Annotated in this window: 24 protein-coding genes and 2 pseudogenes; 14 read left to right on the top strand and 12 right to left on the bottom strand. The window is 57.9% G+C overall.

The annotated features are described in order from the left end of the window. Positions 1 to 385 precede the first annotated feature (385 nt). A complete protein-coding gene (locus C484_RS07105) occupies positions 386 to 1561 on the top strand; it encodes a tryptophan--tRNA ligase (RefSeq protein WP_006825260.1) in 1176 nt (391 codons plus the stop codon). A gap of 133 nt (positions 1562 to 1694) precedes the next feature. Beyond that, complete coding sequence (locus C484_RS07100) at positions 1695 to 2258, top strand: maltose acetyltransferase domain-containing protein (protein ID WP_006825259.1); 564 nt, start codon at positions 1695 to 1697, stop codon at positions 2256 to 2258. 50 nt (positions 2259 to 2308) lie between these two features. Here C484_RS07100 and C484_RS07095 read toward each other — a convergent pair whose 3' ends face one another. Continuing rightward, positions 2309 to 3130, bottom strand: coding sequence for an IS5 family transposase (locus tag C484_RS07095; protein ID WP_006825258.1), 822 nt, complete (start codon positions 3128 to 3130; stop codon positions 2309 to 2311). Positions 3131 to 3302: 172 nt separating this feature from the next. On the opposite strand from C484_RS07095, the gene C484_RS07090 reads away from it, so the two are divergent. Continuing rightward, complete coding sequence (locus tag C484_RS07090; protein ID WP_049915093.1) at positions 3303 to 3776, top strand: redoxin domain-containing protein; 474 nt, start codon at positions 3303 to 3305, stop codon at positions 3774 to 3776. Between the two features lie 127 nt (positions 3777 to 3903). On the opposite strand, the gene C484_RS07085 is transcribed toward C484_RS07090, so the two are convergent. Together C484_RS07085 and C484_RS07080 are read right to left on the bottom strand one after the other, a co-directional pair. Beyond that, entirely contained in the window at positions 3904 to 4353 is a 450-nt protein-coding gene (locus C484_RS07085) for a universal stress protein (protein ID WP_006825256.1), read from the bottom strand. A 72-nt stretch (positions 4354 to 4425) separates the two neighbouring features. Beyond that, a complete protein-coding gene (locus C484_RS07080; protein ID WP_006825255.1) occupies positions 4426 to 4728 on the bottom strand; it encodes a cupin domain-containing protein in 303 nt (100 codons plus the stop codon). 175 nt (positions 4729 to 4903) lie between these two features. Here C484_RS07080 and C484_RS07075 point away from each other — a divergent pair, with 175 nt between their 5' ends. Further along, a complete protein-coding gene (locus tag C484_RS07075) occupies positions 4904 to 5191 on the top strand; it encodes a hypothetical protein (RefSeq protein ID WP_006825254.1) in 288 nt (95 codons plus the stop codon). 329 nt (positions 5192 to 5520) lie between these two features. Here C484_RS07075 and C484_RS07070 read toward each other — a convergent pair whose 3' ends face one another. Next, positions 5521 to 6345: an IS5 family transposase gene (locus C484_RS07070; RefSeq protein WP_006825253.1), complete on the bottom strand. Its 825-nt coding sequence runs from the start codon at positions 6343 to 6345 to the stop codon at positions 5521 to 5523. Between the two features lie 118 nt (positions 6346 to 6463). Further along, the gene (locus C484_RS07065; RefSeq protein ID WP_006825252.1) at positions 6464 to 6796 is read right to left on the bottom strand and encodes a CGCGG family putative rSAM-modified RiPP protein; all 333 of its coding nucleotides are present in this window, start codon (positions 6794 to 6796) and stop codon (positions 6464 to 6466) included. Between the two features lie 104 nt (positions 6797 to 6900). Here C484_RS07065 and C484_RS07060 point away from each other — a divergent pair, with 104 nt between their 5' ends. The 6 genes and pseudogenes from C484_RS07060 to C484_RS07040 all read left to right on the top strand — a co-directional run bounded on the left by C484_RS07060 (position 6901) and on the right by C484_RS07040 (position 13070). Further along, positions 6901 to 8001, top strand: coding sequence for a hypothetical protein (locus C484_RS07060; protein ID WP_006825251.1), 1101 nt, complete (start codon positions 6901 to 6903; stop codon positions 7999 to 8001). Positions 8002 to 8091: 90 nt separating this feature from the next. Beyond that, positions 8092 to 9870 carry a ribosome biogenesis/translation initiation ATPase RLI gene (locus C484_RS07055; RefSeq protein WP_006825250.1) on the top strand — a complete coding sequence of 593 codons (1779 nt, stop codon included), beginning with the start codon at positions 8092 to 8094 and terminating at the stop codon, positions 9868 to 9870. A 262-nt stretch (positions 9871 to 10132) separates the two neighbouring features. Next, complete coding sequence (locus C484_RS07050; protein WP_006825249.1) at positions 10133 to 10981, top strand: bile acid:sodium symporter family protein; 849 nt, start codon at positions 10133 to 10135, stop codon at positions 10979 to 10981. A gap of 91 nt (positions 10982 to 11072) precedes the next feature. After that, the gene (locus C484_RS07045) at positions 11073 to 11930 is read left to right on the top strand and encodes an MBL fold metallo-hydrolase (protein WP_006825248.1); all 858 of its coding nucleotides are present in this window, start codon (positions 11073 to 11075) and stop codon (positions 11928 to 11930) included. Positions 11931 to 11944: 14 nt separating this feature from the next. Beyond that, a pseudogene (locus C484_RS22085) lies at positions 11945 to 12145 on the top strand (IS5/IS1182 family transposase); the annotation flags it as partial. A gap of 184 nt (positions 12146 to 12329) precedes the next feature. Continuing rightward, positions 12330 to 13070: a polymer-forming cytoskeletal protein gene (locus C484_RS07040; protein ID WP_239640934.1), complete on the top strand. Its 741-nt coding sequence runs from the start codon at positions 12330 to 12332 to the stop codon at positions 13068 to 13070. 171 nt (positions 13071 to 13241) lie between these two features. Here the strand turns inward: C484_RS07040 and C484_RS07035 are convergent, their stop codons facing one another. Then, positions 13242 to 13697 (bottom strand): ferritin-like domain-containing protein, encoded by a 456-nt coding sequence (locus C484_RS07035; RefSeq protein ID WP_006825245.1) that lies wholly within the window; start codon positions 13695 to 13697, stop codon positions 13242 to 13244. Between the two features lie 107 nt (positions 13698 to 13804). Between C484_RS07035 and C484_RS07030 the strand changes: the two are divergent. Next, a pseudogene (locus tag C484_RS07030) lies at positions 13805 to 14131 on the top strand (nitric-oxide reductase large subunit); the annotation flags it as partial. Positions 14132 to 14236: 105 nt separating this feature from the next. Here the strand turns inward: C484_RS07030 and C484_RS07025 are convergent. Continuing rightward, positions 14237 to 14761 carry an ArsR/SmtB family transcription factor gene (locus C484_RS07025; protein WP_006825243.1) on the bottom strand — a complete coding sequence of 175 codons (525 nt, stop codon included), beginning with the start codon at positions 14759 to 14761 and terminating at the stop codon, positions 14237 to 14239. A 197-nt stretch (positions 14762 to 14958) separates the two neighbouring features. Here C484_RS07025 and C484_RS07020 point away from each other — a divergent pair, with 197 nt between their 5' ends. Genes C484_RS07020 through C484_RS07010 form a run of 3 tightly spaced genes read left to right on the top strand, consistent with a single transcriptional unit; the run spans position 14959 to position 17764 of the window. Beyond that, on the top strand, positions 14959 to 15174 hold the full coding sequence (locus tag C484_RS07020; protein ID WP_006825242.1) for a heavy-metal-associated domain-containing protein: 216 nt from the start codon (positions 14959 to 14961) through the stop codon (positions 15172 to 15174). A 4-nt stretch (positions 15175 to 15178) separates the two neighbouring features. Further along, positions 15179 to 17098, top strand: coding sequence for a heavy metal translocating P-type ATPase (locus tag C484_RS07015; RefSeq protein ID WP_006667200.1), 1920 nt, complete (start codon positions 15179 to 15181; stop codon positions 17096 to 17098). Between the two features lie 12 nt (positions 17099 to 17110). Next, positions 17111 to 17764, top strand: coding sequence for an FmdE family protein (locus tag C484_RS07010; protein ID WP_006667199.1), 654 nt, complete (start codon positions 17111 to 17113; stop codon positions 17762 to 17764). A 14-nt stretch (positions 17765 to 17778) separates the two neighbouring features. On the opposite strand, the gene C484_RS07005 is transcribed toward C484_RS07010, so the two are convergent. From C484_RS07005 to C484_RS06985, 5 genes are all read right to left on the bottom strand, one after another. After that, the gene (locus C484_RS07005; RefSeq protein WP_006667197.1) at positions 17779 to 19968 is read right to left on the bottom strand and encodes a heavy metal translocating P-type ATPase; all 2190 of its coding nucleotides are present in this window, start codon (positions 19966 to 19968) and stop codon (positions 17779 to 17781) included. Positions 19969 to 20052: 84 nt separating this feature from the next. Then, positions 20053 to 20481, bottom strand: a complete 429-nt coding sequence (locus tag C484_RS07000) for a universal stress protein (protein WP_006667196.1) — start codon at positions 20479 to 20481, stop codon at positions 20053 to 20055. Positions 20482 to 20549: 68 nt separating this feature from the next. Beyond that, a complete protein-coding gene (locus C484_RS06995; RefSeq protein ID WP_006667195.1) occupies positions 20550 to 21791 on the bottom strand; it encodes a phage integrase SAM-like domain-containing protein in 1242 nt (413 codons plus the stop codon). Then, the gene (locus C484_RS06990) at positions 21788 to 22246 is read right to left on the bottom strand and encodes a hypothetical protein (protein ID WP_006667194.1); all 459 of its coding nucleotides are present in this window, start codon (positions 22244 to 22246) and stop codon (positions 21788 to 21790) included. The genes C484_RS06995 and C484_RS06990 overlap by 4 nt, the downstream gene beginning before the upstream one ends. Positions 22247 to 22249: 3 nt before the next feature. Beyond that, positions 22250 to 22831, bottom strand: a complete 582-nt coding sequence (locus tag C484_RS06985; protein ID WP_006825241.1) for a DUF7342 family protein — start codon at positions 22829 to 22831, stop codon at positions 22250 to 22252. Between the last annotated feature and the right edge of the window lie 357 nt (positions 22832 to 23188).

Here is a 23188-nt window from a genome sequence, read left to right as displayed (position 1 = left end):
GGAGTTCCATGTGAAAATGTAACGCGGGGACATCCAAATAGCTGTCTCCGAGGAGTCACATGAAACTGCCTCATTGACCAAGCATATGCTCTGAAAACCGGAACGTCGAATCTCTGCTGAGTCGCCTAGTTAATCAGAATTCGAAGGAACAGCACGCCGGTACTTCGTATTCAACGGATTGGAGAGAGCAGCAACACATATACCCGCCCCATACCTTCGACTAGACGTAGTGTTCACTTCCCCCGAAACCTACGAACGGCTCTGGCGGTAGTTAGGTCCGGAAGTGGCCAGTATCGCGGAGTACGGCCAGCCGGTCTCCCCCGACTGGCCCAACCCCGATGCTCACTCGCTTTCTCGATTGTATCGCCGTCATCATGACCCACAAATGACAGCAGAAAACGAGTTTACCGTCACGCCCTACAGCGTCGACGGAGAAATCGACTACGAGAAACTCCTCGAACAGTTCGGGGCTGACCAACTCTCAAACGACCAGATCACAGCCTTTCCCGACCCAGTCCATCCATTAGTTCATCGAAACGTATTCTACGCAGAACGCGACATAGACAGATTCCTCTCCGCTGTCAACACAGGGAACCCACACTCTATTGTTACGGGCCGTGGCCCATCAGGGCCGATACATATCGGTCACGTCCTCCCATTCTACTTCGCCAAGTACCTACAAGAGCAGACAAACGCTCTCGTCTACATTCCAGTATCCGATGACGAGAAATACTTCCTCAAAGAGATGTCTCTCGAAGTAATCGGCGCTCACACTCGTGAGAACTTACTCGATCTGCTCGCAGTAGGATTTGATCCAGATCGGACGCGTATCATCGTGGATACAGCGGATGGAGACGTGGTGTATCCCCTCGCAACCGCATTTGCAAAGGCGGTGACCCAATCGACTATCGAGGCAACGTACGGAGAACCTGCGAATATTGGTCTGTCATTCTATCCCGCAGTGCAGGCGACACACCTCCTCCTGCCGCAACTCATCGAGGGCCGTCATCCGACGCTCGTCCCGATCGCAATCGATCAAGACCCCCATATCCGCATCTGTCGGGACATTGCGGACAAACAGCGATACGACGTCGATAAACCGAGCGCGTTGCTCTCGAAATTCCTTCCGAGCCTCGCAGGGCCAGGCAAGATGAGCTCTTCGGACGACGCGCCCAGTATTCTCCTCTCCGACGACAGAGAGGCCGTGTTCGAGAAGATTCGGGCCCACGCGTATTCCGGTGGTCAATCGACCATCGACGAGCACAGAGACCTGGGTGGAGATCCCGAGAGAGACACGTCGTTCCAGTTTCTTTCGTATTTCTTCGAAGCGGACGACGAACGGCTGGAACGACTCGCCCAGGAATATCGTGATGGATCGCTGTTGAGTGGTGAACTCAAGGATATCGCGGCAGAGAACATAGCTGATTTTCTCGAACGTCACCAAGAACGACGAAGGCAGTTGGGGTCACTCGTGGATGAGTTACCAGCGTACAGATTGACCGATGCTGAGCGAAAGCGGGCTCGCCAACGAGTCGGATTTCTAGATGAGGAGCTGTTTTAGAAAGGCTGGCTCTGTTGAAATACTTTTCTTCAGATAGGTTCCCATTTGAAACAGCAGATCGATGAGAGATGTGAACTGAACGACCTTTAGCAGACTCGAAGGGTTCTATTGAGACGGCTTCGCAGTAGCAGGCATGTGTAGAGAGAAGGAGAAGATGGTGGACGGAGAGCTATACGACCCGACCGACCCCGAGCTTGTGGCCGACCGGAACCGTGCACGGGAGCTCACGCGGCGATACAATGACACCAGACCTGACGAACAGACTGCCCGACGAGAAGTACTCGAAGACCTCCTCGGCTCAGTCGGTGCCGAGTGTCAGATAGAACCGCCATTTCGCTGTGACTACGGCTACAATATCCAGCTAGGGGAGAACTTCTATGCGAACTTCGACTGCGTCGTTTTGGACGCGGCACGAGTGGAAATCGGCGGTAACTGTATGATCGCACCCGGTGTCCACATCTACACCGCGACTCATCCGCTCGATGCCGCCGAACGAATCAAAGGGCCGGAGTACGCGAAACCGGTCACGATCGGTGACAACGTCTGGATCGGTGGACAGGCGGTCGTCAATCCTGGCGTAACTGTTGGAGATGACAGTGTCATCGCGTCCGGTGCAGTCGTGACTGAGGACGTTCCCGACGAGGTGGTCGTACAGGGCAACCCCGCGAGCGTAGTCAAAGAACTGAACGCCGACTAAGGCCACGAGAATCCGACCCCTGTGATACGTGCAGTTCCTGTATTGACCGTTCAGAGTGATCGGTCGATGTTGTGACTGAGACAGGCGATGGTGAGTTCACGGAACTGCTTCCACCAGCGTCGTGACCGGACAAACGCACCGTACTTCCGCTTGAGAGTTGAGTTAACTGTCTCTGATTGACTCCGCTGGCCGTAGAGATCAGTGTCTAAGCGTGCGTTCCATGCCTTATGGAGTGACGTGAACTCACGGTACTTAATCAGTGGCCGAACCTCGTGTTGCCGGGTAAGTCGCCTGATTTTCTGGTCGTCGTAGCCCTTGTCACCGAGCAGAATGTCAATATCCTCGGGGTTGCGCTTGATCAACGACGGAGCGATCTGGCTATCGTGTTTCCGAGTCGTCGTCACGTGTAAATCGAGAATCGCGTTTACCTTCGCATCGACCAGCAACGTCACTTTGAGCTGCTGAATCGTAAGTTCAGCGCGTTTTGTGTAGTGTTTCGAAGCGTGACTGCGGTCAAACCCTGACGCATCAACGCCAACAACTCCGCTCGTCGGAAGTAGCGTCGTTGAGAGAATCAATATGATACGCCATACGGCCATATCAAGTCGGTTGAACGCCTTACAGAGCGTTGATGGCGTAGGAAGCTCAGCTAGCCCAAGAACACGACGGATACGTGGCATCTCGATTAATTCGTCAAGCAGGCCACGATAGGTCGTGTTCTTCCGAACTTTGAGACACAGCAGAACAACGTGTTGGGGAAGTGTATAACGGTGTTTAGAGAATTTAGAGGAGTATCGAGAGACCGCTCGACGCGCCAGATGAATCGCCTTCTCAGTAAAACGGAGAATCTGCGACTTCGGGAGGGCCTTCATCTCGTCAAATTACACAGCGAACATGTAACTCTTTGAGGATTTCAACAGAGCCGAAAGGCTGTATCATTGCTCTTATGGTGCACAATCTGGGGTTTGGATATGGGTTCGGTTTGAGTTCTTGAAACCGTTCGGCCAAGGGTTTAGGGCGCTTCCGCATTTAAATAGATCTGCTATGGTTTCAACAGGAGATACTGCGCCGAATTTCACAGCGACGTACCGAGGAAGCGAACATGAGACATTCGAACTTGTCGAGCATCTTGGAGAGGGTCCTACCGTATTAGCGTTCTTCCCCGGGGCGTTTACACCTCCGTGTTCGAACGAGATGGTAGCCCTCCAAGAACGTCTCGATGAACTTCAAGATGCGGGAGCGACACTCTTCGGCATCAGCGCCGATTCATCATTCTCTCTTGGAGCGTTCGCAGACGAGTACGATCTCGAGTTCGACCTCGTCAGTGATATGGGGGGCGAAGCGATTCCGGAATACGACCTTTCAATCGACATCCCAGACTTAGGCCTGTACGGTGTCGCCAACCGGGCTGTGATCGTCCTTGACGAAGATCGGACTGTGGCCTACAGGTGGGTAGCTGAAGATCCGACGAACGAACCAGACTACGATGAACTCATCAAGGCCGTCGAGGCAGTCTGACAAACAGCGGCTCCGTCAGTTTGAACCACATAATTTGAGTTGAGTAATCACTGTGAGTAGAATGTTTCTATGATATCCTCCCAAGACTCAGGAATTGTAGTTTTATCAAAGTACATACAGAATTCGTTTATTCATCGACTTCCGTTTTCACGACGACTGTCGGTCGGGTGGTTAGCCGAAGCACGCGTTCGGTTACACTTCCGAGTAGCGCGCGGTATTCCGCTGGCCGGTGTTTCGTCCCGAGGACGACCATATCGATATCCTGTCGATCCCCATACTCGAGTATCGTTTCGACGGGATGTCCGTGTTTTACTGCCGCGATCATCTCGACCTCACTGTCTTCCGCACTCCTTCGGACCTCCTCGATTGCCTCCTGTCCGCGTTCTTCGAGCCCATGTTCGGGTCCCTCTGCCTCGTCGACGTACTCATCTCCACTGTATGCCGTGTAGATGCTCTCGTCGACGACGAAGAGCGCATGAAGGGTAGCATCGTGCATCTCGGCGAGTTCGATCGCATGGGATTCCGCGTTCTTCGATGCAATCGTGCCATCCGTGGCGAGTAGAATCTGGTCGTACATAGAGCAACGTTCGTTCAGCTAGCCGATAAGGATGGTCATCGCAACGAGTCGACGAATTGGACCGAAACGCTGTTAATCACTCTTTTTGGCGAGAACGATCAATGCAGTACTATCGGCCTGTGCTGCTGGCGCTACTTCACGCGTCCCGTCGAACTGGACGACATCTCCCGACTGTACAATATGAGACTCCCCATCGAGTTGCAGATCGATCTCACCTGAGATCAAATAGAGAATGACCTGCCTTTCAGGATGACTGTGTGCACCAACGCTTTCGCCTTCGTCCAGGGATAATCGGATTGTTTTCGGTTCTTCGGTCGGGAACACGGCAGCGTGCGGTACACCTTCACAGTCCTCAATTGATTTCACCGGTGCCATGAATCCATTATGGGACTGAACAGCCCTATGTGCATCGAACTATGGCTCTATTACGTGCTGTGACAGTCACCGTCCAGCAGGAATATTGGCGTTTCTCGGGCTCAAAAGTGGGATTCGCCCCTATGCTTTTTCGCCTTCCACGAGTAGTTTCGAATACGCACCGGACAGCAATACTATGACAAACGAAAAATCTAACATAGTCGTCACATTCAATCCGCAAGAATGGGTCGACGGACCATACCATCTAGACGATGGGGCAGACAAACAACTGAATCCCGCCGAAAACCGGGATTCAGTAACGTTCGAAGTGCCGTGGGAAGACGGAACCGATGAAGAGGGAACGATATTCCCAGACGAGTCGTACGAAGCAAATCAGTTGCAATCTCACCCTGCGGCTCCAGAGTGGGTCCAAAACTGGGAGGGGCCATACTACGTCCGGACAGAATTAGCTGACGACGAGTAGTAGCTGGCTGACAGCTCAGTCCACGTGCTGTGCGTGTAATCGGTCGAGAGGAGCGTTTTCCCAATCCTGAGAATGCTTGGTTCTCGAATAACAAGCGATAGTGAGTGATTGTAGTCGATACGGACACTCTCCTCCCCTCCTTACTTGCTCGCTATGCTCGCTCCTTGAGGGAAGAGACTCCGCGCTACTGGTTCAGTTGAAGCCAGTAAAAGAGGGCAGGTAGAGGCACCCATACAGTAATACACATCTGATACCTGTTCGCGGAATTTGGGACTGCCAGCTGTTACGATCAATGGCCGTGGTGAATCGCCATACGGATCTTGATTTCGCTAGTTGACGGCACGCTTGATGTTGTAGACGACACACATCAGGACGATTTCACGGAACTCACGATACCAGCTTCGCGCACGCACGGCGTCGCCGAGCGTGCGCTTGATCACCGAGAAGACGGCCTCAGACAACGCTCTCTGGCCGTAGAGAGTCTCATCGATCCGCGCGTTATGCGCGTGATCGATGGGACGGAATTCTCGATGCTTGATCAGCGGCCTTACGTCCTCTTCCCGGAGTTTATCACGTAACCGATACCAGTCGTAGCCTTTGTCGGCGGCGAGGCTGTGCAACTTGCCCGCGTTGCGGCGGGCGAGTTGCCAGCCGATCTGCGTGTCGTGACGTTTCTTGGTCGTGCAGTGAACGTCGAGGACAGCTTGTGACGCTGTATCGACGATAGCGGTTGTTTTGAGCGTCTGAACACGATAATTCGTCCGACGGCAGTAGTGTTTGCTGGCGCTTTCGCGGTCGAAAAACGTCGCGTCCATCGCCGCGTGACCAGATGGCTCGTGCAGTTGCGCCGACAGGCGCAACAGCACTCGCCAGACTTCCATCTTGATCCTGTCAAACGCCTTCACTAGCGTCGAGTGATCAGGGAGATCGGCTTTCTCAAGGCCGATCTCTGCCAGTATTTGCGGCATCTCGCTCAAGAGATCGAGCGCTTCGCGGTAGGACTTCTCCAAGTAAATCCGCAGACAATGCAGCGAAACGACGGCGTAGTCGGCGAATCCGCCGCCACCCTGCGGGGCGGCGGATTCGCCTCGACCACCAACAGCATTTTTAGCCAACGTCACGACCTTCCCGGTGAAGCGGGAGATTTTGGACATAGAGCATCCGCGGTTTCCCGCTTCAACTCCCTAGTTCTGACGGATCAACTCGACGTACTCTGGCGATTCACCAGAGCCCGATCAATAAAGAGAGACGGTAGTCTCTGATTCGCGCCGATCAGTTAACGTGAACGCGGACGACATGACCACCGCAGCCACACTGCTCGATATATTCCCACTCGACGCCCTCATCTCCAAACCGCTCATCAAGCGCATCGTAGAGGAACCCCTCGGGATGGCCGTGTGCCTTGTGCGTGACGAGATTCACGTGGTGACCGCTGGTCGTGTGCTCGACCGCCTCGATTCCGTGGCGCTTGAGTAGCGAGAGGTCGTCTTCGTACTGTGGCTTCTCGAGGTTGGCGGACCAGGAATTATCGTGGTTTCGGTCGGTGACAGGTTCAGTCTCACCGTGTGCGTGGTCGTCGCCGTGATCATGGGAGTGACTTGCCATCCTCTAGTATTGGTCTGCTGTTCGGATAAGGGGTTTGGTGGTGTCTCCTCCCTTTGGGTGGAAAGTCGTCTGGGGTATTTCAGCACAGAGCACTCACTGAACGTATGGACGACCACAAACCCGGAGGGGATCGGGAGGACGCGATACACAGTGAGTTCCCCGAGCTCTATGAAGAGCTAAATTCGTTACCGGTCACCGTCGAAGCGGTCTCGTTCGACGGAAGGCGTATCGAGACGGAACACCGGACGTTCGAGCGAACCATTATTCGTGTTCGCGGTCAAGGCGTAACTGGATTCGGAGAAGATGTCACCCGTTCCAGAGAGGCTCACGAGCGACTTCGCGAAGAGGGACTAGCGCTTCCGACGGGTGACTGGACGATCGGAACGTTTTCGGACGCTCTCGATGCCGATTCGAATATCTTGACACAGACTGCGCCCAGAGACGCTCCCGAGTATTTGCGTTGGGCGATCGAGAGTGCAGTTCTAGATCTGGCACTCAAACAGTCGGGGCGATCGCTGGCATCGGTACTGGACAGTACGTACGAGCCGATGGCATTCGTCGTCAGTCTACAGCTCGGGGATTCACAACACATCCGTCCCGTGAACCGGTTCCTCGACGCGGATTCGGATATCGAATTCAAGATCGACGTCCCCGACACGCCGAGCGACGAGTTACTCTCGGCCCTCTCGGATACTGGTGCGGTTCGAATTCTGGATTTGAAAGCACAGTACGGTTCGGACGTCGGGGCTCCCACTGATCCGGACCTCTACCGGCAGCTGTTCGAGACGTTCCCGGATGCACTCATCGAAGACCCGGCCGTCACGGATACGACACGACCTGTGCTCGACGAATATGCTGACCGAGTCTCCTGGGACGCCCCGATAACGGGTGTCGAAAGTATCCGGAACCTCCCGTGGGAACCAACTGCTCTCAACATCAAGCCGTGTCGGTCTGGGACGCTCGAATCACTCTGTCGTATTCTCGAATATGGCTTGCAACACGATCTCGAACTCTATGGTGGCGGAATGTTCGAACTCGACGCTGGCCGAGCGCACTCACAGGCGCTCGCCTCGCTGTTCTATCCAAACGGTCCAAACGACCTTGCACCACCGGCGTATCACACCTACCAAGCCGACAAATCCTATCCCTCGAGTCCACTGGAACCACCAGCCCAACCGACCGGAATCGGGTGGTATTCCAGGTGACTTCGAGTACGCTGTCCCACGAGGGATACGGTGCCAGCGACGGTTCGAAGACACGAGTAACCGCAGAAACGGCACTCCATGACTAACTCTATGAATTCTCGAGACCAGAAATACATCGCGATTATTGACCAAGACAAGGTCACCGACGAAGTACGGAACATCGCCGTCAAATACGATCCGCTGAATCGATCCGGCCACGAGGGGTTCCACGTCACCGAAGACGCAGAACTCCACATCGACGACGTGAACGTGATGCGCGAGCACAAACTCATCGAGAAGAAAATTCCGAACGACGCGATCCAGATCGTTCCGCTCCCATCCGAAACCGGCCAACTCGTTCACCAGTATGGCGAGAACGGATTCCGGATGTATGACCTCCCCATCCCGGAGGATGGTAGAATCGTCGGCCTCCTCGGTCCCAACGGAATCGGGAAAAGCACTGTGCTCCGCATCCTGGCCGGCGAGCTGGTGCCGAATTTCGGCACCACGATTGGGGATTTGGATTGGAATCAGGCTATCGAAGCCTTCCGTGGGACAACCTTGCAGACGCATCTTGAGCGGCTTCGAGACGACAGCGTCACGATCAGTTACAAGCAGCAGCGAGTGGACTCGCTTCACGATGCAAATGCCGAGACGGTGAGAGACCTGCTTGTTGCGCATTCGGACGATCCGGACCGATTCGTTGACGACCTCGATCTTCGGTCGATCCGGGATCGGTCGCTGGCTGATCTCTCGGGTGGCGAACGGCAGCGGGTCGCGATCGGTGCCACCTTGTCAGCCGATGCGGATCTCTACCTGTTCGACGAACCGTCGTCGTTTCTAGATATCGAACAGCGGTTGTCAGTCGCGCAGACGATCCGCAGCCATGTCCAAGAAACGGATGCAGCGGCCCTTGTCGTCGAACACGACCTAGCGACACTGGACCTCCTCTCGGACGCGATCCACGTACTGTACGGTGAACCAGGTGGATTCGGTGTCGTCGCCCAACAACTCGCAGTTCGAACAGGCATCAACCAGTTCCTCGATGGCCGACTGAAAGAGGAAAACGTCCAGATTCGCCGCAACTCGATCGACTTCCCCACGGCCGGTGAACGTGGCGTCCAGTATGGTGACCCGGTTCTCGACTATCCTCGGTTGGAAAAATCGTTTGAGGACTTTTCGCTGACAGTCGAGTCCGGTCAGATACATACCGGTGAGTCAATCGGAATCGTTGGGGAGAACGCGCTCGGGAAAACGACATTCGTGAAATTACTTGCTGGGAGTGTTGAAGCCGACGAGAGAACGGTTCTGGATGAGGTAACAGTATCGTACAAGCCACAGTACATCACGCCAGATAGCGACGAAACGGTTCGTGAGCGGTTCACAGCGGTCGCCGATCTTCACACACAGTCATTCACGAGGCGAATCCAGGATCCGTTCGAGCTCGAGCCGTTGTACGATCGTTCGCTCGGTTCGCTCTCAGGGGGAGAGTTGCAGCGTACTGGGATTGCACTCTGTCTTGCACGCGACGCAGATCTCTATCTCCTGGACGAGCCCTCAGCCTTCCTGGACGTCAGTCGCCGTGTGTCCCTCGCCGATAAGATTCATCAGTTCAGCAAGCAAACTGACCACCCCGTACTGGTCGTCGATCACGACCTTTTCGTCATCGACCGTGTCGCAGACCGACTGATTGTGTTCGATGGAGAACCGAGTCGTCACGGGCGGGCAAGTGCCCCACAAGCAATGCGGTCGGGAATGAATGCGTTCCTCGCCTCGCTCGAAATTACGTTCAGGCGAGACGAGCGGACCGGTAGACCACGGGTGAACAAGCCGGGGAGTCAACTTGACCGTAAACAGAAATCGAGTGGGGAATACTACTACAGCGGCTAACTGCTCATCATGCCGGTCATATCGCCTGCTATCCCTTATCATAAGCAGCAACACCGGGTGTTTGATCGCCATCGATTCAACTCCTTCAAATTGGGTCGGATTGGCAAGGTCCTATACCTGAAAGAGAGGAGCCACCTCGAAGCAGAAGCGAGTCAGACACCCTCGGAACTCGACCGACCACGTAGTTCATCGATGCGAAGGCTGTGCCCACCGACGTGCGGGCCACTTTTCTCTCCAACCCACGAAATACGGTGGTAGGCGAATGGGGCCGATAACAGTCACCGCAGTCATCGATTTTGTGACGGTCGTCTTCGTGCTTGCGACGATGCTTTCGATGGGGCTTGCGTTGACGACCAACGAGATCCTCATATCACTCGGACAACGGTGGCTGCTGGCGAAATCACTACTCGTGAATCTCGTCCTCGTTCCGCTGCTGGCGTTCGTATTTGTCATTGTTGTTCCGATGGAGACCGGTCACGTCGTCGGACTCCTGTTGATCGCCATGGCCCCGGGAGCACCCTTTGGTCCGAAACTAGCCGAGATCTCGAACAGCGACGTCGCGTTCGCGAGCGGACTGATGGCTGTACTGGGTGTCGTCTCCGTCGCGACGATACCGATTACGGTGGCACTCCTCATGCCCGGCGATGTCTCAGCTGACCCGCTCGGAATCGCCCGAATCGTCGTCGTGACGCAGCTGATCCCTCTGATCGGTGGCCTCGGCGTCAAAGCGCGCTTTCAGTCAGTTGCAACTCGATTGCATCCACCGATCCAGCGACTCTCGACCGTCTTGCTCGTTCTCCTGGTTATCCTCTTGACGCTCGTCTATGCCGGCGAAATGATCCAGCTCGTCGGTACCGGGACACTGTTCATCTCGGTCGCTGTCGTCGGCGCTGCGTTACTCCTCGGATACGTCCTCGGCGGCCCAGGTAAAGGCACGCGGGAAGTCCTCGCGACGACGACCGCCGCGCGAAACGTTGCCATCGCGTTGCTCATCGCCACGACGAGTTTCCGCGACCCGGGCGTGCTCACCATCATCGTTGCGTTCGGACTCCTCAGTCTCGTCATCTCGGGCCCAGTTGCGAGTCTCTGGGGCCGTCTCAGCGAAGCGTGACATCTACAGTAGTGATGCCTATCCGTCGGAGGAACCCTGTGATCCGAGCGACGGTGCGAACGTACAAACGGCTTTGTCCCGTAGAACGATTATGGAAATCACCCTCGTCGGTACGGGAAGTCCCATCCCAATTCCCGAGCGTGGTGGCACGAGCATCGTCGTTGACATCGCAGACGAACGCGTTCTGATTGACTGTGGGCCAAACACCGTCTACGGCCTCATGGATGCGCGAATTCCATTTGGAGAGATCGAGACGATGTTCTTCACTCACCACCACCTGGACCACAACGCGTCGTTCTTCCACTTCGCGTTCACGAGTTGGACCGAGGGTGGCCGCGAATCGCTCACCGTCTACGGACCCGACGGCACCGACCGGCTCGTCGACGCGCTGTACGACGTCTACGCAGAGGATATCGAGTACCGCAAAGACATCTATCCGACTGATGGCATCTCGAACATCGAAACCGAACTCGTGACAGAGGAGTTCAGTCGGGAGATGGACGGTTGGGACGTCGACGCACTCCCAGTCGAACATTCCATCGAGACGTACGCATATCGGTTTACCGAACACGAAACCGGTTCGTCGTTCGTCTTCTCCGGCGACACGCGGAAGATCCCATCGCTCGCCGAATTCGCTTCTGATGCAGACGTCCTCGTTCAGGACTGTAACACCGCCCCAGTCGACAAAGACCGCGTGCCGGACGAGGACAACCAGTTCGTCTGGCAACGGTATGCCGAGGGAGAACGAGACCTGGACCAATCGACGCTGACGGCCAATCACTGTGATGCCACAGACGCGGGAGAACTCGCCCAGGACGCTGGCGTCGAGACGCTCGTTCTCACGCACATCATGCCGTACCGTGATCTCGAATCGATGCGCCGAGACGCCGAGTCAGTATTCGATGGAGACGTGATCGTGGCCGAAGATGGGCTTACCATCTCTCCATAGAGAGTCAATATTTGGACCGCGAGTTTTCGTCGCTCCAGAAGGCGTGGAACGCTCGGTTGAACTCTGATCTCTACGGGCAGCGTAGTCAGAACGAGACGGTGAACTCTCGACTCAAGCGCAAGTACGGTGCATTCGTCCGTTCACGACGCTGGTGGAAGCAGTTCCGGGAACTCGTTGTTGGCTGTCTCACTCACAACATCGACAAGGTACTTTGAACGGTAGATATAGGAGAGGTAGTGATTACGAGTTTCATGTGATTTCTCTGAACGCGCTTTCGCCGAACCAGTCATTTTTGAAAGTAGACGATTGAATAGTCTAGTGACTTTATATATCAAGTACTTACTTTCTGTGGCTGTTCTTCACTGCTCCTTTTTACCTCTGCGCACCTTCTGCCACCGTGTGGACAATCAACTGCATCGGCGAAAGGTGCTTGCGCTGACCGGGGGAATAGTCACTGCTGGACTTGTGGGTGTCAGTGCCGCCCAAGAGGGGAGTGAGACGACTCCCCAAGAGACGGAGTATAGTCCGCTCGACTCGGCGGAACTCGATGACTCGTGGCCCATCGAGAACCGAGAGAACGCGGACGTACTCATCGACAGTGATACTGATGACGACGTAGAGAGCGGTGGCAACGTCGTCGTCACTGCTGATGTCGAACTTGATGGCAACCTCGTTGCGGACGGGTCGGTCGTCCTCGAAGAAGATGCTGAGGTTGATGGAACCGTTACAGCGGGCCAGCATGTTCGCCTCGAAGCGGATGCAGCAGTCGATGACGATGTAACTGCAGGAGGGCATGTCGCGCTCCAAGAGGAGGCAGAAATCGACGGAATCATCGCAGCAGGCGGTGACGTACTGCTTCAATCAGACGCGGAAGTCGATGGTGACCTCGAAGCGGGCGTCTCGCTCTTCGAACGAGACGACCTCGAACCAATTCCGGACGCGGACGGGAACGTTCGCCTCGAAGAAGACACGGAGGTAGACGGCGACGTTACCGCGAATACTGTCGAACTCCATCCGACTGCCGAAGTTGACGGTGAAATCTCCGGAGAGACGACCGAATTATCGCAACAGAGCCAACAGACCCAAAGCGGTGACGACGATGACGACGACGATGATGATGATGACGACGATGACGACTAAGCCAACTCACTCTCACCGGTAGCATCAATTATACCCCGTCCTGTTTTGACTGCCAATCTGCTCAGTTCGCACACCTACCTAACGGTTATTCCAGCGAGACAAATGTTGGAATGATAGGATTTCAACAAAGCCACAGCGCTGCAAGGACCGACGAGGGTAGTCGTTACCACTTCAGTCCTGTTTGTATTCGCGTCTGAAGCCGCGGAACTCCGTACGGTGGGCCTCTTCGTCGCTCAGAATTGTGACTGCGAGATCTTCGGTGACTGGGTCATCGGCATCAGTAGCGGCTGTAATGAGGTCGCGGTACATCTGAATGGCGTCCTCTTCGGCGTCTAAGACGCCGTCGATGACCGACACGACGTCAGTACTGTCTTCCGGTGGTTGAAGACTTTCCTGACGAGCTTCGAAATCGGCGGATGCAGGTGGGCGCTCGTCGAGTTGTTTGAGGCGGTTGCCCAACATTTGAGCGTGATTCAGTTCCTCCTGAACGTCTGCCTCGAGGCTCTGTTTTACCTCCTCCGCGCTGACTCCGTCGAGGACGATGGAGTTCGTCAAGTAGTTCATCACGGTCTCGATTTCGTCACTATACGCTCGCTGGAGGAGCTCGGTTACTCGCTCATTTGTCATACAACGAAAATACAGCCCTGATCCGTTTATAGCTGTGGATGGTGAACGTCTTCCAGATAGTCGAAGGGCAAATCGCCGAACAAGACCCGATATTCGCGGAGCGTCGACTCCGCTGGTCGTTCTGGCTTTGGAACGTGGGACTGGCCGTCATGGTGTTCGTCTCGGTGCTCCCGGTCGGGTTCCTCCAACTCGAGACGGCGTTCACGCAAACCTACGGTGCCGCTCGGAGCCTCGCCTTCTACAACAGCGAGATCATCCAGCTCCTGTTCTGGGCGCGGCTTCCGGGTGACACGCTCATCATCATCATCGGGACACTCGTGTTCGCCTACGACATGGTGAAAAAGCGGTTCACGCTCCGGGACGTCTCTGACCCGGCGGAGACTCTGGGAGAGGACACGATTCCCAACCGGGTGATGGCGGAAGACGACGACTGACGGCCGTCTGCAGCGTCAATTCGAGTTCGCTGATTTTCGATTTGGAATCCGATCTCAGTTGCCCGAGGGAGTGGGCTACCACCACTGCTGAGCCGCTGGCTTGGCTTACGGTTCCCGGTGGGCGCGGACGAACGCTTGCCGCAGGACTGTCAACAGGACGTACGTCTCGTACTTCTGATCCCGACAGTGGTCGCACGGCTGCATCTCCCTCGTGATCTCCTCGATAGACTCCTCGTACTCCCCGGTAAGCCGGTTCAGTGCCTCTGTAATCTCTGGCTGGATCGCGTCGGTCATCTCCTCGACGGCGGCATCAGCGGTGTCGGGCAGGGAGTACGAGAGGACGATCGTGTTCGCGTGGTAGTACTTCGTCGTGCCGCCACGCCCTTCCTCGAAGCGGACGACGTCCACGAGTCCCGAATCACGGAGTTCGTTGATGTGGTGTCGAACGGTGTTTTCGGTGCGTTCGATACCCCGGTCAGCGAGTCGGTCATGAACCTCGCCGGCCGTCCGTGCCTCATCGGCCAGTATGTCGAGGATCATCGCCCGCATCGGTTCGTCGATGGCGTCCGAGACGCGGGTATCCCTGATTGCGATGTCGTCGAGATGGTGGTCGGCACCGGAACTGCTCATAATGGGACTGCGAGACACGTGCGGGAAAAGGTAGCGGCGAACACTGCTGTCGAACGCTTCGACCGGACGACTGGCCTGCTGTCGGATCGAGTCGAAGCCCTAGACGACCTATTGGACTGTTCCAACGACCTATGTCCCTATTCAAACATATCATTTAAAAAATGTATATGGCGGTCCGGGTGCTACGTAGAACTGTGATGAACGAAACAACCCAACTCCGTGTGATTAACTTCGACTGCCCGACATGCGCGAGCACCGTTGAACGCGCCCTCTCGAACGTCGACGGCGTCCAGAATGTGAAAGTCCACTACACGACCGGCCGAGTCGAGATCGAGTACGACGACGACGTCGCTGACCCCGACGCCTTCGCACAAGCCATCGAAAACCAGGGCTACACGCCCCAGCCCGCCTAGATCAATGAACGCACAACCGATCACACAGTACTACCGGAAGAACCGGAAAGCCATCGTCACGGCGTCCAGCGGCCTGCTCTACGGTGGCGGCTGGAGCCTCGGCCACTTCACCGGCTTCGATACAGCGAGTGCCGGTATTCTCATCCTCGCGGCGATCATCGGCGGCTACGACATCGCCAAAACCGCCTACTACGAGGTCACCAACCGAACGCTCGGCATCAAGACGCTCGTGACCTTGGCGGCCATTGGTGCCATCGTCATCGGCGAATATTGGGAGGCCGCCGCCGTCGTCTTCCTGTTCAGCCTCGGCAGCTACCTAGAAGGCCGGACGATGCGGAAGACCCGGACGGCCCTCCAAGAACTTCTGGAGATGACGCCCGACACGGCGACCGTCCGTCGCGACGGAGACCTCCAAGAAGTACCTGCCCGCGACGTCGAGGAGGGTGAAGTTGTCCTCGTGAAGCCGGGCGGGAAGATCCCGGTCGACGGGAGCGTCGTCGACGGCGAGAGTGCCGTCAATCAGGCCCCGGTCACCGGCGAGAGCGCGCCCGTTCACAAGGCCGACGGCGACGAAGTCTACGCGGGGACGGTCAACCAGGAAGGCGCACTAGAGGTCCGGACGACGGGTGCGGGCTCGGATACGACGCTCGAACGCATCATCCGCCGCGTCGAGGAGGCCCAGGAGGCCCAGTCGCCCACGGAGAGCCTCATCGACCGGTTCGCGAAGTACTACACCCCGGCCGTCATCGTGCTCGCTATCAGCGCGTACGCGGTCACGCAGAACGCAATCCTGTCGCTGACGCTGTTGGTCATCGGCTGTCCCGGTGCGCTGGTCATCGGACCGCCGGTCAGTATCGTCTCGGCCATCGGGAACGCCGCCCGCTCGGGCGTCCTGATGAAGGGTGGCGAACACCTCGAACGTGCCGGCAAGACCGACCTCGTTACCTTCGACAAGACTGGCACCCTCACGAAAGGTGGGACCACCGTCGCCGACGTCGAGGGGTTCGACATCGACGACGACGAGGTAATCTCGCTCGCGGCGACCGCCGAGAAGAAAAGCGAACACCACCTCGCCGACGCCATCGTCGACGCAGCACGCGACCGTCCGACCGCCGCAACCGATGGCGGAACTGCGGTCGCCCATTCCGATGCCACGAGCGCCGAACACCGGTCGGTTCCGGATCCGGATGATTTCGACGTGGTCGCCGGAATGGGTGTCGTCGCCCATACGGACGGCCACGAGGTCGTCGTTGGGAACCGGGCGCTGCTCGACGACCGCAGCATCGACATCCCGGATCACATCGCCGAGTACGTCCGTGGCCGCGAGGAACGCGGTGAGACGGTCGTCCACGTCGTGCGAGACGGCAGCGTCATCGGCGTGATCGCCATGCGAGACGAACTTCGAGAGGCCGCTCCTGGCGTCGTAGCGGCGCTTCAGGATGCCGGCATCGAGACGGTGATGCTCACCGGCGACAACGAGCGGACGGCAAGTGCCGTCGCAGGGGAAGTGGGCATCGACGAGTACCGCGCCGAACTCCTCCCCGAGGAAAAACAGACCGTCATCGAAGAATACCAGGCCGACGGCCACGTCGTTGCGATGGTCGGCGATGGCATCAACGACGCGCCGTCGCTGGCGACCGCCGACGTCGGTATCGCGATGGGCGCTGCCGGCACGGACACCGCCATCGAGACGGCTGACATGGCGCTGATGGCCGACGATCTCGAACGCATCCCCTACGCCGTCACGCTGAGCAAGGCGACCCGCTGGAACGTCCTCGAGAACGTCGGGCTCGCGGTACTGACCGTGACCGTCCTGCTGGCGGGCGTGCTCACGAGTTACGTCACGCTCGCCGCCGGGATGCTCGTCCACGAAGCCAGCGTTCTCCTCGTCATCCTCAACGGGATGCGACTGCTGCGACACTAATCTCCACAACCAATGACAACAAATTCACCTGCGACTGACGCGACGCACACTAGCACCGACTGGCAGGTCGACTACGACGCCGACCCGATCGAAATCCGCGACCCCGTCGCGGAGGCCCTCGGCGTCCTCACACCAGGCGATCCGTTCGTCGTCACCTACACGGACGCGGTGAAAGAGGCCGGTCACTCCTGTCCGACTGCCTCGGGCGCCTACCGGATCGTCCAGCTCGGGCTCGATGCCCTGTATCCCGACGACTATCCAATCCGAAGCGAAATCGAGGTCCAGGCGGCAGGCTCTCGGGAGGACGCGACGTACGGCGTGATGAGTCGTATCATCTCGTACGTCACCGGTGCAACCCAAGATGACGGATTTAGCGGACTCACTGGCGGCTACGGTGGCCGACAGGGACTCCTACACTTCGATGGGTTCGAGGCAGCCACCCCGGAGCCGACATTCCAGTTTCGGCGGACCGACACGGACGAGACTGTTGAAGTGACCTACCACGTTAGCGATGTTCCTGACGGCGGTCCCGCAGTTGGGAATCTTCAGACGATTCTCGCCGGGTCCGCAAGCGACGAGCAGCGCAAGGCGTTCGCGGAGGACTGGCACCGCCGCGTGCAGGCCGTCCTTAGTGACGACTCGCTTTTCACCGTCGAGACAGTGTGACTGCCCCTGACATCCTACTCGCGGAAGCCAAGTAACCGAAGGCCATTCAGAGACACGAGGACCGTCGACCCCTCGTGGCCGATCACGGCCAGCGGTAATGGGATCCCCCGCCACAGAATCGTGCCGACCATCAACGCGATCGCACCGAAGGCGATTGCGAGATTGACAGTCAACGTCCGGCGCGTCCGGCGACCAAGTCCGAGCACGTAGGGGATCTTCCCGATGTCGTCACCCATCAAGACCACGTCAGCGGTCTCGAGCGCGACGTCGGTCCCGGCGCCACCCATCGCGATGCCGAGCGTCGCCGTGGCCAGTGCAGGTGCGTCGTTCACCCCGTCACCGACCATCGCCACGTTCTCGTACCGCTCGACCAGCTCTTCGATGGTAGCCACCTTCTCCTCCGGAAGCAGTTCTGCCTGCACCTCGTCGATGCCAACCTCGTCGGCGATCTGCTGTGCGACACGTTCGTTGTCGCCGGTCAGCATGACGATGTGCTCCACGCCGAGCGATCGGAGGTCCTCGATCATCTCTGCAGCCCCAGGGCGGACTGTGTCGGTGAACGCCAGCCACCCCAACACCGTGACGTCATTTCCATGTTCGCGGACGACGACGACGCTCGTTTTTCCTTCTGCCTCCAAGGACAGGAGCTGGTCAAGACCCGGTTCGATCCCCTCGATCGTAGCGTCTTCGAGAACCGTGTCGACGTAACTTCGATTCCCGATGTGGATGATCCCGTCATCGACGTCGGCACGGACGCCTTTCCCGGCGTTTGACTGAAACCGCCGCGCGTCGGGAACGTCGAGTGCACGGTCTTCGGCTTCCGCTACGGTCGCACGGGCGAGGTGGTGCTCCGAGCGGGCCTGTACGGCGGCCGCAAGCGAAAGCAGTTCGTCCGGTGTCAGAGACTCATCTGCAAGGTCGTCCCGGACGAACACGTCCGTCAACTCTGTCTCACCCCGCGTGAGCGTGCCCGTCTTGTCGAACGCGACCGCATCGATGTTCGCGGCGGTCTCGACGTGTTCGCCACCCTTGAACAAAACGCCCTGCCTCCCGCCGGAGGCGATCGCCGATAACACTGCTGCTGGCGTGGAAATGATGACGGCACACGGCGAGGCAGCGACCATCAGCGTCATCGCGCGGTAGAACGTGCTGGTGAACTCGCTTCCGAGCGTGAGCGGAATCACGATCGCCGCGATCGTGAGTGCGAACACGCCGAGGACGTACGGCTGTTCGAGGTGGTCGATGAGGCGCTGTGTCGGTGCTTTCTCGCTCTGAGCCTCTTCGACCATGGTGATGAGGCGGCTGATCGCCGACTCGTGGGCCTGTCGTGTGACCTCTATCTCGAGGCTGCCGCTCTCGTTGATCGTCCCACCGAACACCTCGTCACCGGGTTCCTTCGGTACGGGGACTGATTCACCAGTGAGCGACGCCTGGTCGACGGTTCCCTCGCCGGACGTGACGACGCCGTCGAGCGGAATTTTGTCGCCGGGCCGAACAACGAACACGTCACCGACGGCAACCTCGTCGATAGGCATGGTGACCTCCTCACCGTCGCGGAGGACACGCGCCTCGTCCGGTCGCATCTCGACGAGCGACTTTATCGCCCGGCGCGAGCGGCCGATGGCGTAGTGCTGGAGCGTGTTCGACAGCGAGAATAGGAATAGCAGCATTGCGCCCTCGAACGGGGCACCAATCGAGAGGGCGCCGAGCGCGGCAACGATCATCAACAGATCGATGTCGACCGCACGGTGACGCAGCGTCTCGATCGCGCCTTTAAGCCCGTACCCCCCGCCGAAGACGTATGCAACGCCGTAGCCAGCCCACATGAGGAGCTGTGGTCCTTCGAGCCATCCCGTCACGAGACCAGTCACCATCCCAAGGAGCGTCAGGCCGACGAACACGGCCTCCCGCCGAAGTTCCGAGCGGGTGCTCACGTCATCCGTGACCGTCTCAGATTCCTCCTGAATCGTCACGTTCCGGTCGCGGACAGCGTCTCGAATCGTTTCTTCCGAGATGACGCTCCCATCGTAGGTGATCCGGGCGTCCCCTGTTCGAAACGAAACATCGACATCGTGGACGCCGGAGAGACGCTTGAGGTGGCTTTCGAGTGCCCGAGCTCCCGTATCCCCACGACCACCTCGTCGTTCAATATGGATAGTGTACGTCGAGAGGGATGGTGATTCAGTAACAGACACGTTCTCCATACCTATGATTTGGTTTGATTTCACGTTTTAGGTGTGGCCGCGAGTCTTCGTCCGATCCCGATTTCGGTATCCGGGTCGAGAATCTCATCCAATGATTGTTACCGGGATCTGTGCTCGGCGGGTGACTGTCTCGGCGACACTTCCGAGGAACGTCCGGTCTAGGCCTGACCGACCGTGGCTACCCATAACGATCTGATCGATGCCGTTGTCGGCAACGTAGTCGAGAATCTCACGCGCTGGTTTCCCGACTTCAGTGACAGTATCGAGCACAATATCGTGTTCTGCCGCAAGATCCGTCGCGGTCGTGTGAATCTCGGTCGCCCGGTCCTGGGCGGCATCGTACCAGTCCTCTGCGACTGGCAAGCCACCGGCCTCTACATCGATTACCGAGTCGATCGGGTTGATGACGTAAATTGTGGTGATCGTGGCGTTCGGAAAGGTCTCGAGTGCGTACATGAGTGCACGCTCGGCAAGCGGGGAGCCGTCCAAGGGGACGAGAACGTTGTCAGGCATACGAAATAGTTCGAGAGGTACTGACAAGAGTGTAGTGCCGAAAACTCGGTGCCTGGGAGTACCGTTAATTACCCATCAATCTCTGAGAGCGCCTCTGTTGCGACGTCGCCGAGTTCTCCGGCCTCGATGTGCGAATATCGCTCCCGAACCATCTCCTCCGAGTTATCGAGATACCGGGCTGCGACCGTGTACCCGAACGCGCGGACAAGCACCTCACCCATGCCACGTCGTCCACCGTGCGGAGCAAGATAATCGTGTTTCGGATGGTCGATGTCGATCTCCGCGGCCTCCGAGAGCCGTTGGAGAATCGACCGTGCGCCGTCCGTCGTGATCGACGGCGGCCGAATGTCCTCATCGAGTGCCAGCAGCAGGTCGCGAGCGTATTCGTCACGGTACTCAGTAATCGCCTCCGGGCGTTCCCCTCGTTCGGCTAGCTCTTCCTGAATAAGTCCTGCGAGCGTCCGTTGGTCGAACGTCGGAAACACCGGCCAGCGCTCCGTCGGCGGGTCCATCAGCTGGCGGTAACTCCGCAGCGGCGAGATCACCGGGTCGGGGAGACTCGCGGCGTCCCACTGCTGTTTCTTCCGGTAGACGTCCATACTGCCGTCGTCGAGCGAGAGATCCTCCCAGCGAACGCCGCGTCGGCGCGGGTCGTTCGGGTCCCGGAGGAGTTCGCCGACGCGGACAGCTGTGTACGCGAGGACGAACACGAGCGCCCGGTCACGAGCCGCCTTCAGCGCCGCGTAGCGCGCTCGTTGCTTGTCGATGGGGCCAGTATCCTCCGGGAGTGTCGTGTACGCCTCGACGGCGTCGCGGGCCCGTTCGTCGACGTGGCGGGTGAGGGCGTGGCGCTGTTCGGACGTCCAGGCCTGCTGGTCGCCGGGCTTGCGGCCGTCGTCCTCCGGCAGCGGCGCCATCGCACTCGCCCGCTGCGCGAAATGCGCTTCGAGATACCCTTCGTTGACGCACCACCCGCACCACGCAGAGATATAGCGGTAATAGGTTTGTACGGTGTTCTGCTTGAGTCCCCGATCTCCCCCGAGATGCCGCGCGTACTCGCGGAACACTCGCTCGTCGAGGTCTTCGAAGGTCGGCTCCCGGTCGACATCGTCGGGGACGATCCCGGTCCAGTCGTCGGCGCCGCGGTCGCCGGCGGCCCACTCGGCGAACCGCTCGAGCTCGCGTGCAGCGTTTCGTCGATAGTTCCCACCGTCCCCACCGCGGCCTTTCCCCTTGTCCTGGAGGTAGCGCTCGAAAGAGTTCGCAAGTGACTGCTCAGCGCGCTCTCGGGATGTCTTATCGGGAGTCATGGTTCCTCGTTCGCGTACTGGTAAGTCGGACGAACATCCTCGAGGAGGGCTTCGACGATTTCCCAGAGGATCAGGGAAGGAGTCTCGTGTTCAAATGTGATCCCCCAGCGGTCCTCCGTATCGGCAGCTGAGTACTGGAAATGCGTCTGTCCGAGATCGGGATGGTCTTCGTCCTGGTGCCAGCCGGCGTGAAAGCTCGTGTTCGGGTCTGTGTAGTTGATACGGAACCAATCGTGTGGGTCCTGTCGATACCACTTGACGGTCAGTTCCGGCGAATCAGGGCCCGTTGGGGGATCAAAGCGGGCTGGATCAAAAACCGCCCGCAGCTCCTTGGCCTCGATATCGTCAGGTACGAACTCGACCGCCGAAATCTGTGGCACACGGTCGAGGACATCTCGCTTCAGCTGGGCGTATAGGTTCGCGTTCGGGCCACCACCTGGATGCGGGACCGACATCCGTTAGCTGCTGGCCTCGGCAGGCTCTGTTGTCGGAGCGAGGAAGTCCCATTCGCGGATGGCGAAGCCAACGATCTGGATACGCCGTTGAAGGTGCTCCCACTCGCGGGCAATCTCACGGCGACGGTCTTCCTCGTCACCGGCAAGGGACTCGTCAGCGAGCGTCCCACGAAGCTGATTCGGTGATTCAACGCCGAATTCGTCCTCCCAGTCGCGAATCTGCGTCTTCATATTGGCGAGCCGGTCCGTAAGCTCCTCGACAGTGTGTCCGCTATCTCGGAGGCGCATCGCCTCCTGCATCGCTTGGCGGCGGTAATCAGGGTAATACGTCGTGTGAGTACCGCTTTCGTCACGGTGGAGGATGCCGTCGTCGACGAGTCGCTCGAGGACGCGCTTAGTTGGTTCGTGTGACCAGCCCGCTTCGGAGGCGATCCAGTTTGCCGTCCGCGGCTCCGACAGCTGCCGGGCGGTCATCCGCACGCGGTCTTCACCCGTGGTCTGGCGTTCCATCAGGCCCTCGGAGTTCGATTCGTCTTCGGTCATACAACACAGTTCGGGCTTTGCCTTAATATAGGTTGAGGTCATTAGTCCTATATCGAATTGCATCCTTCGCCATCGCTTCTACCTTGGCTGAGGAGAGCCAGAGCAAACTCGAACCCTGGTCTCGACGGCTCTACCCCGGGGAAGCGCCGTCGTGAGGCGGTTGCAGCATTCGTGCTTCACCGACGGCGGCGGGGTACTTCAAAGTGGTCATGATTACGAGAATAATCAGGACCAGTAGTTTGGAAAGTCTCATAGCCAGTATTTCCACGTTAGGAGGTCTCTATCCCCGTATCTACGGACTTAGATCCTGTTATAAATTGTATGGTGCTATACTAAAATGGGAACCGCTGTCGGTATCCAGTGCAGAGAATAATCGCAGGACAGCAAGCGGATGGGCAT

The organism is Natrialba taiwanensis DSM 12281, assembly GCF_000337595.1.
Lineage (GTDB): Archaea > Halobacteriota > Halobacteria > Halobacteriales > Natrialbaceae > Natrialba > Natrialba taiwanensis.
The sequence above is the reverse complement of the archived record's forward strand: the minus strand, read 5'-3'. Positions and strand labels throughout refer to the sequence as shown.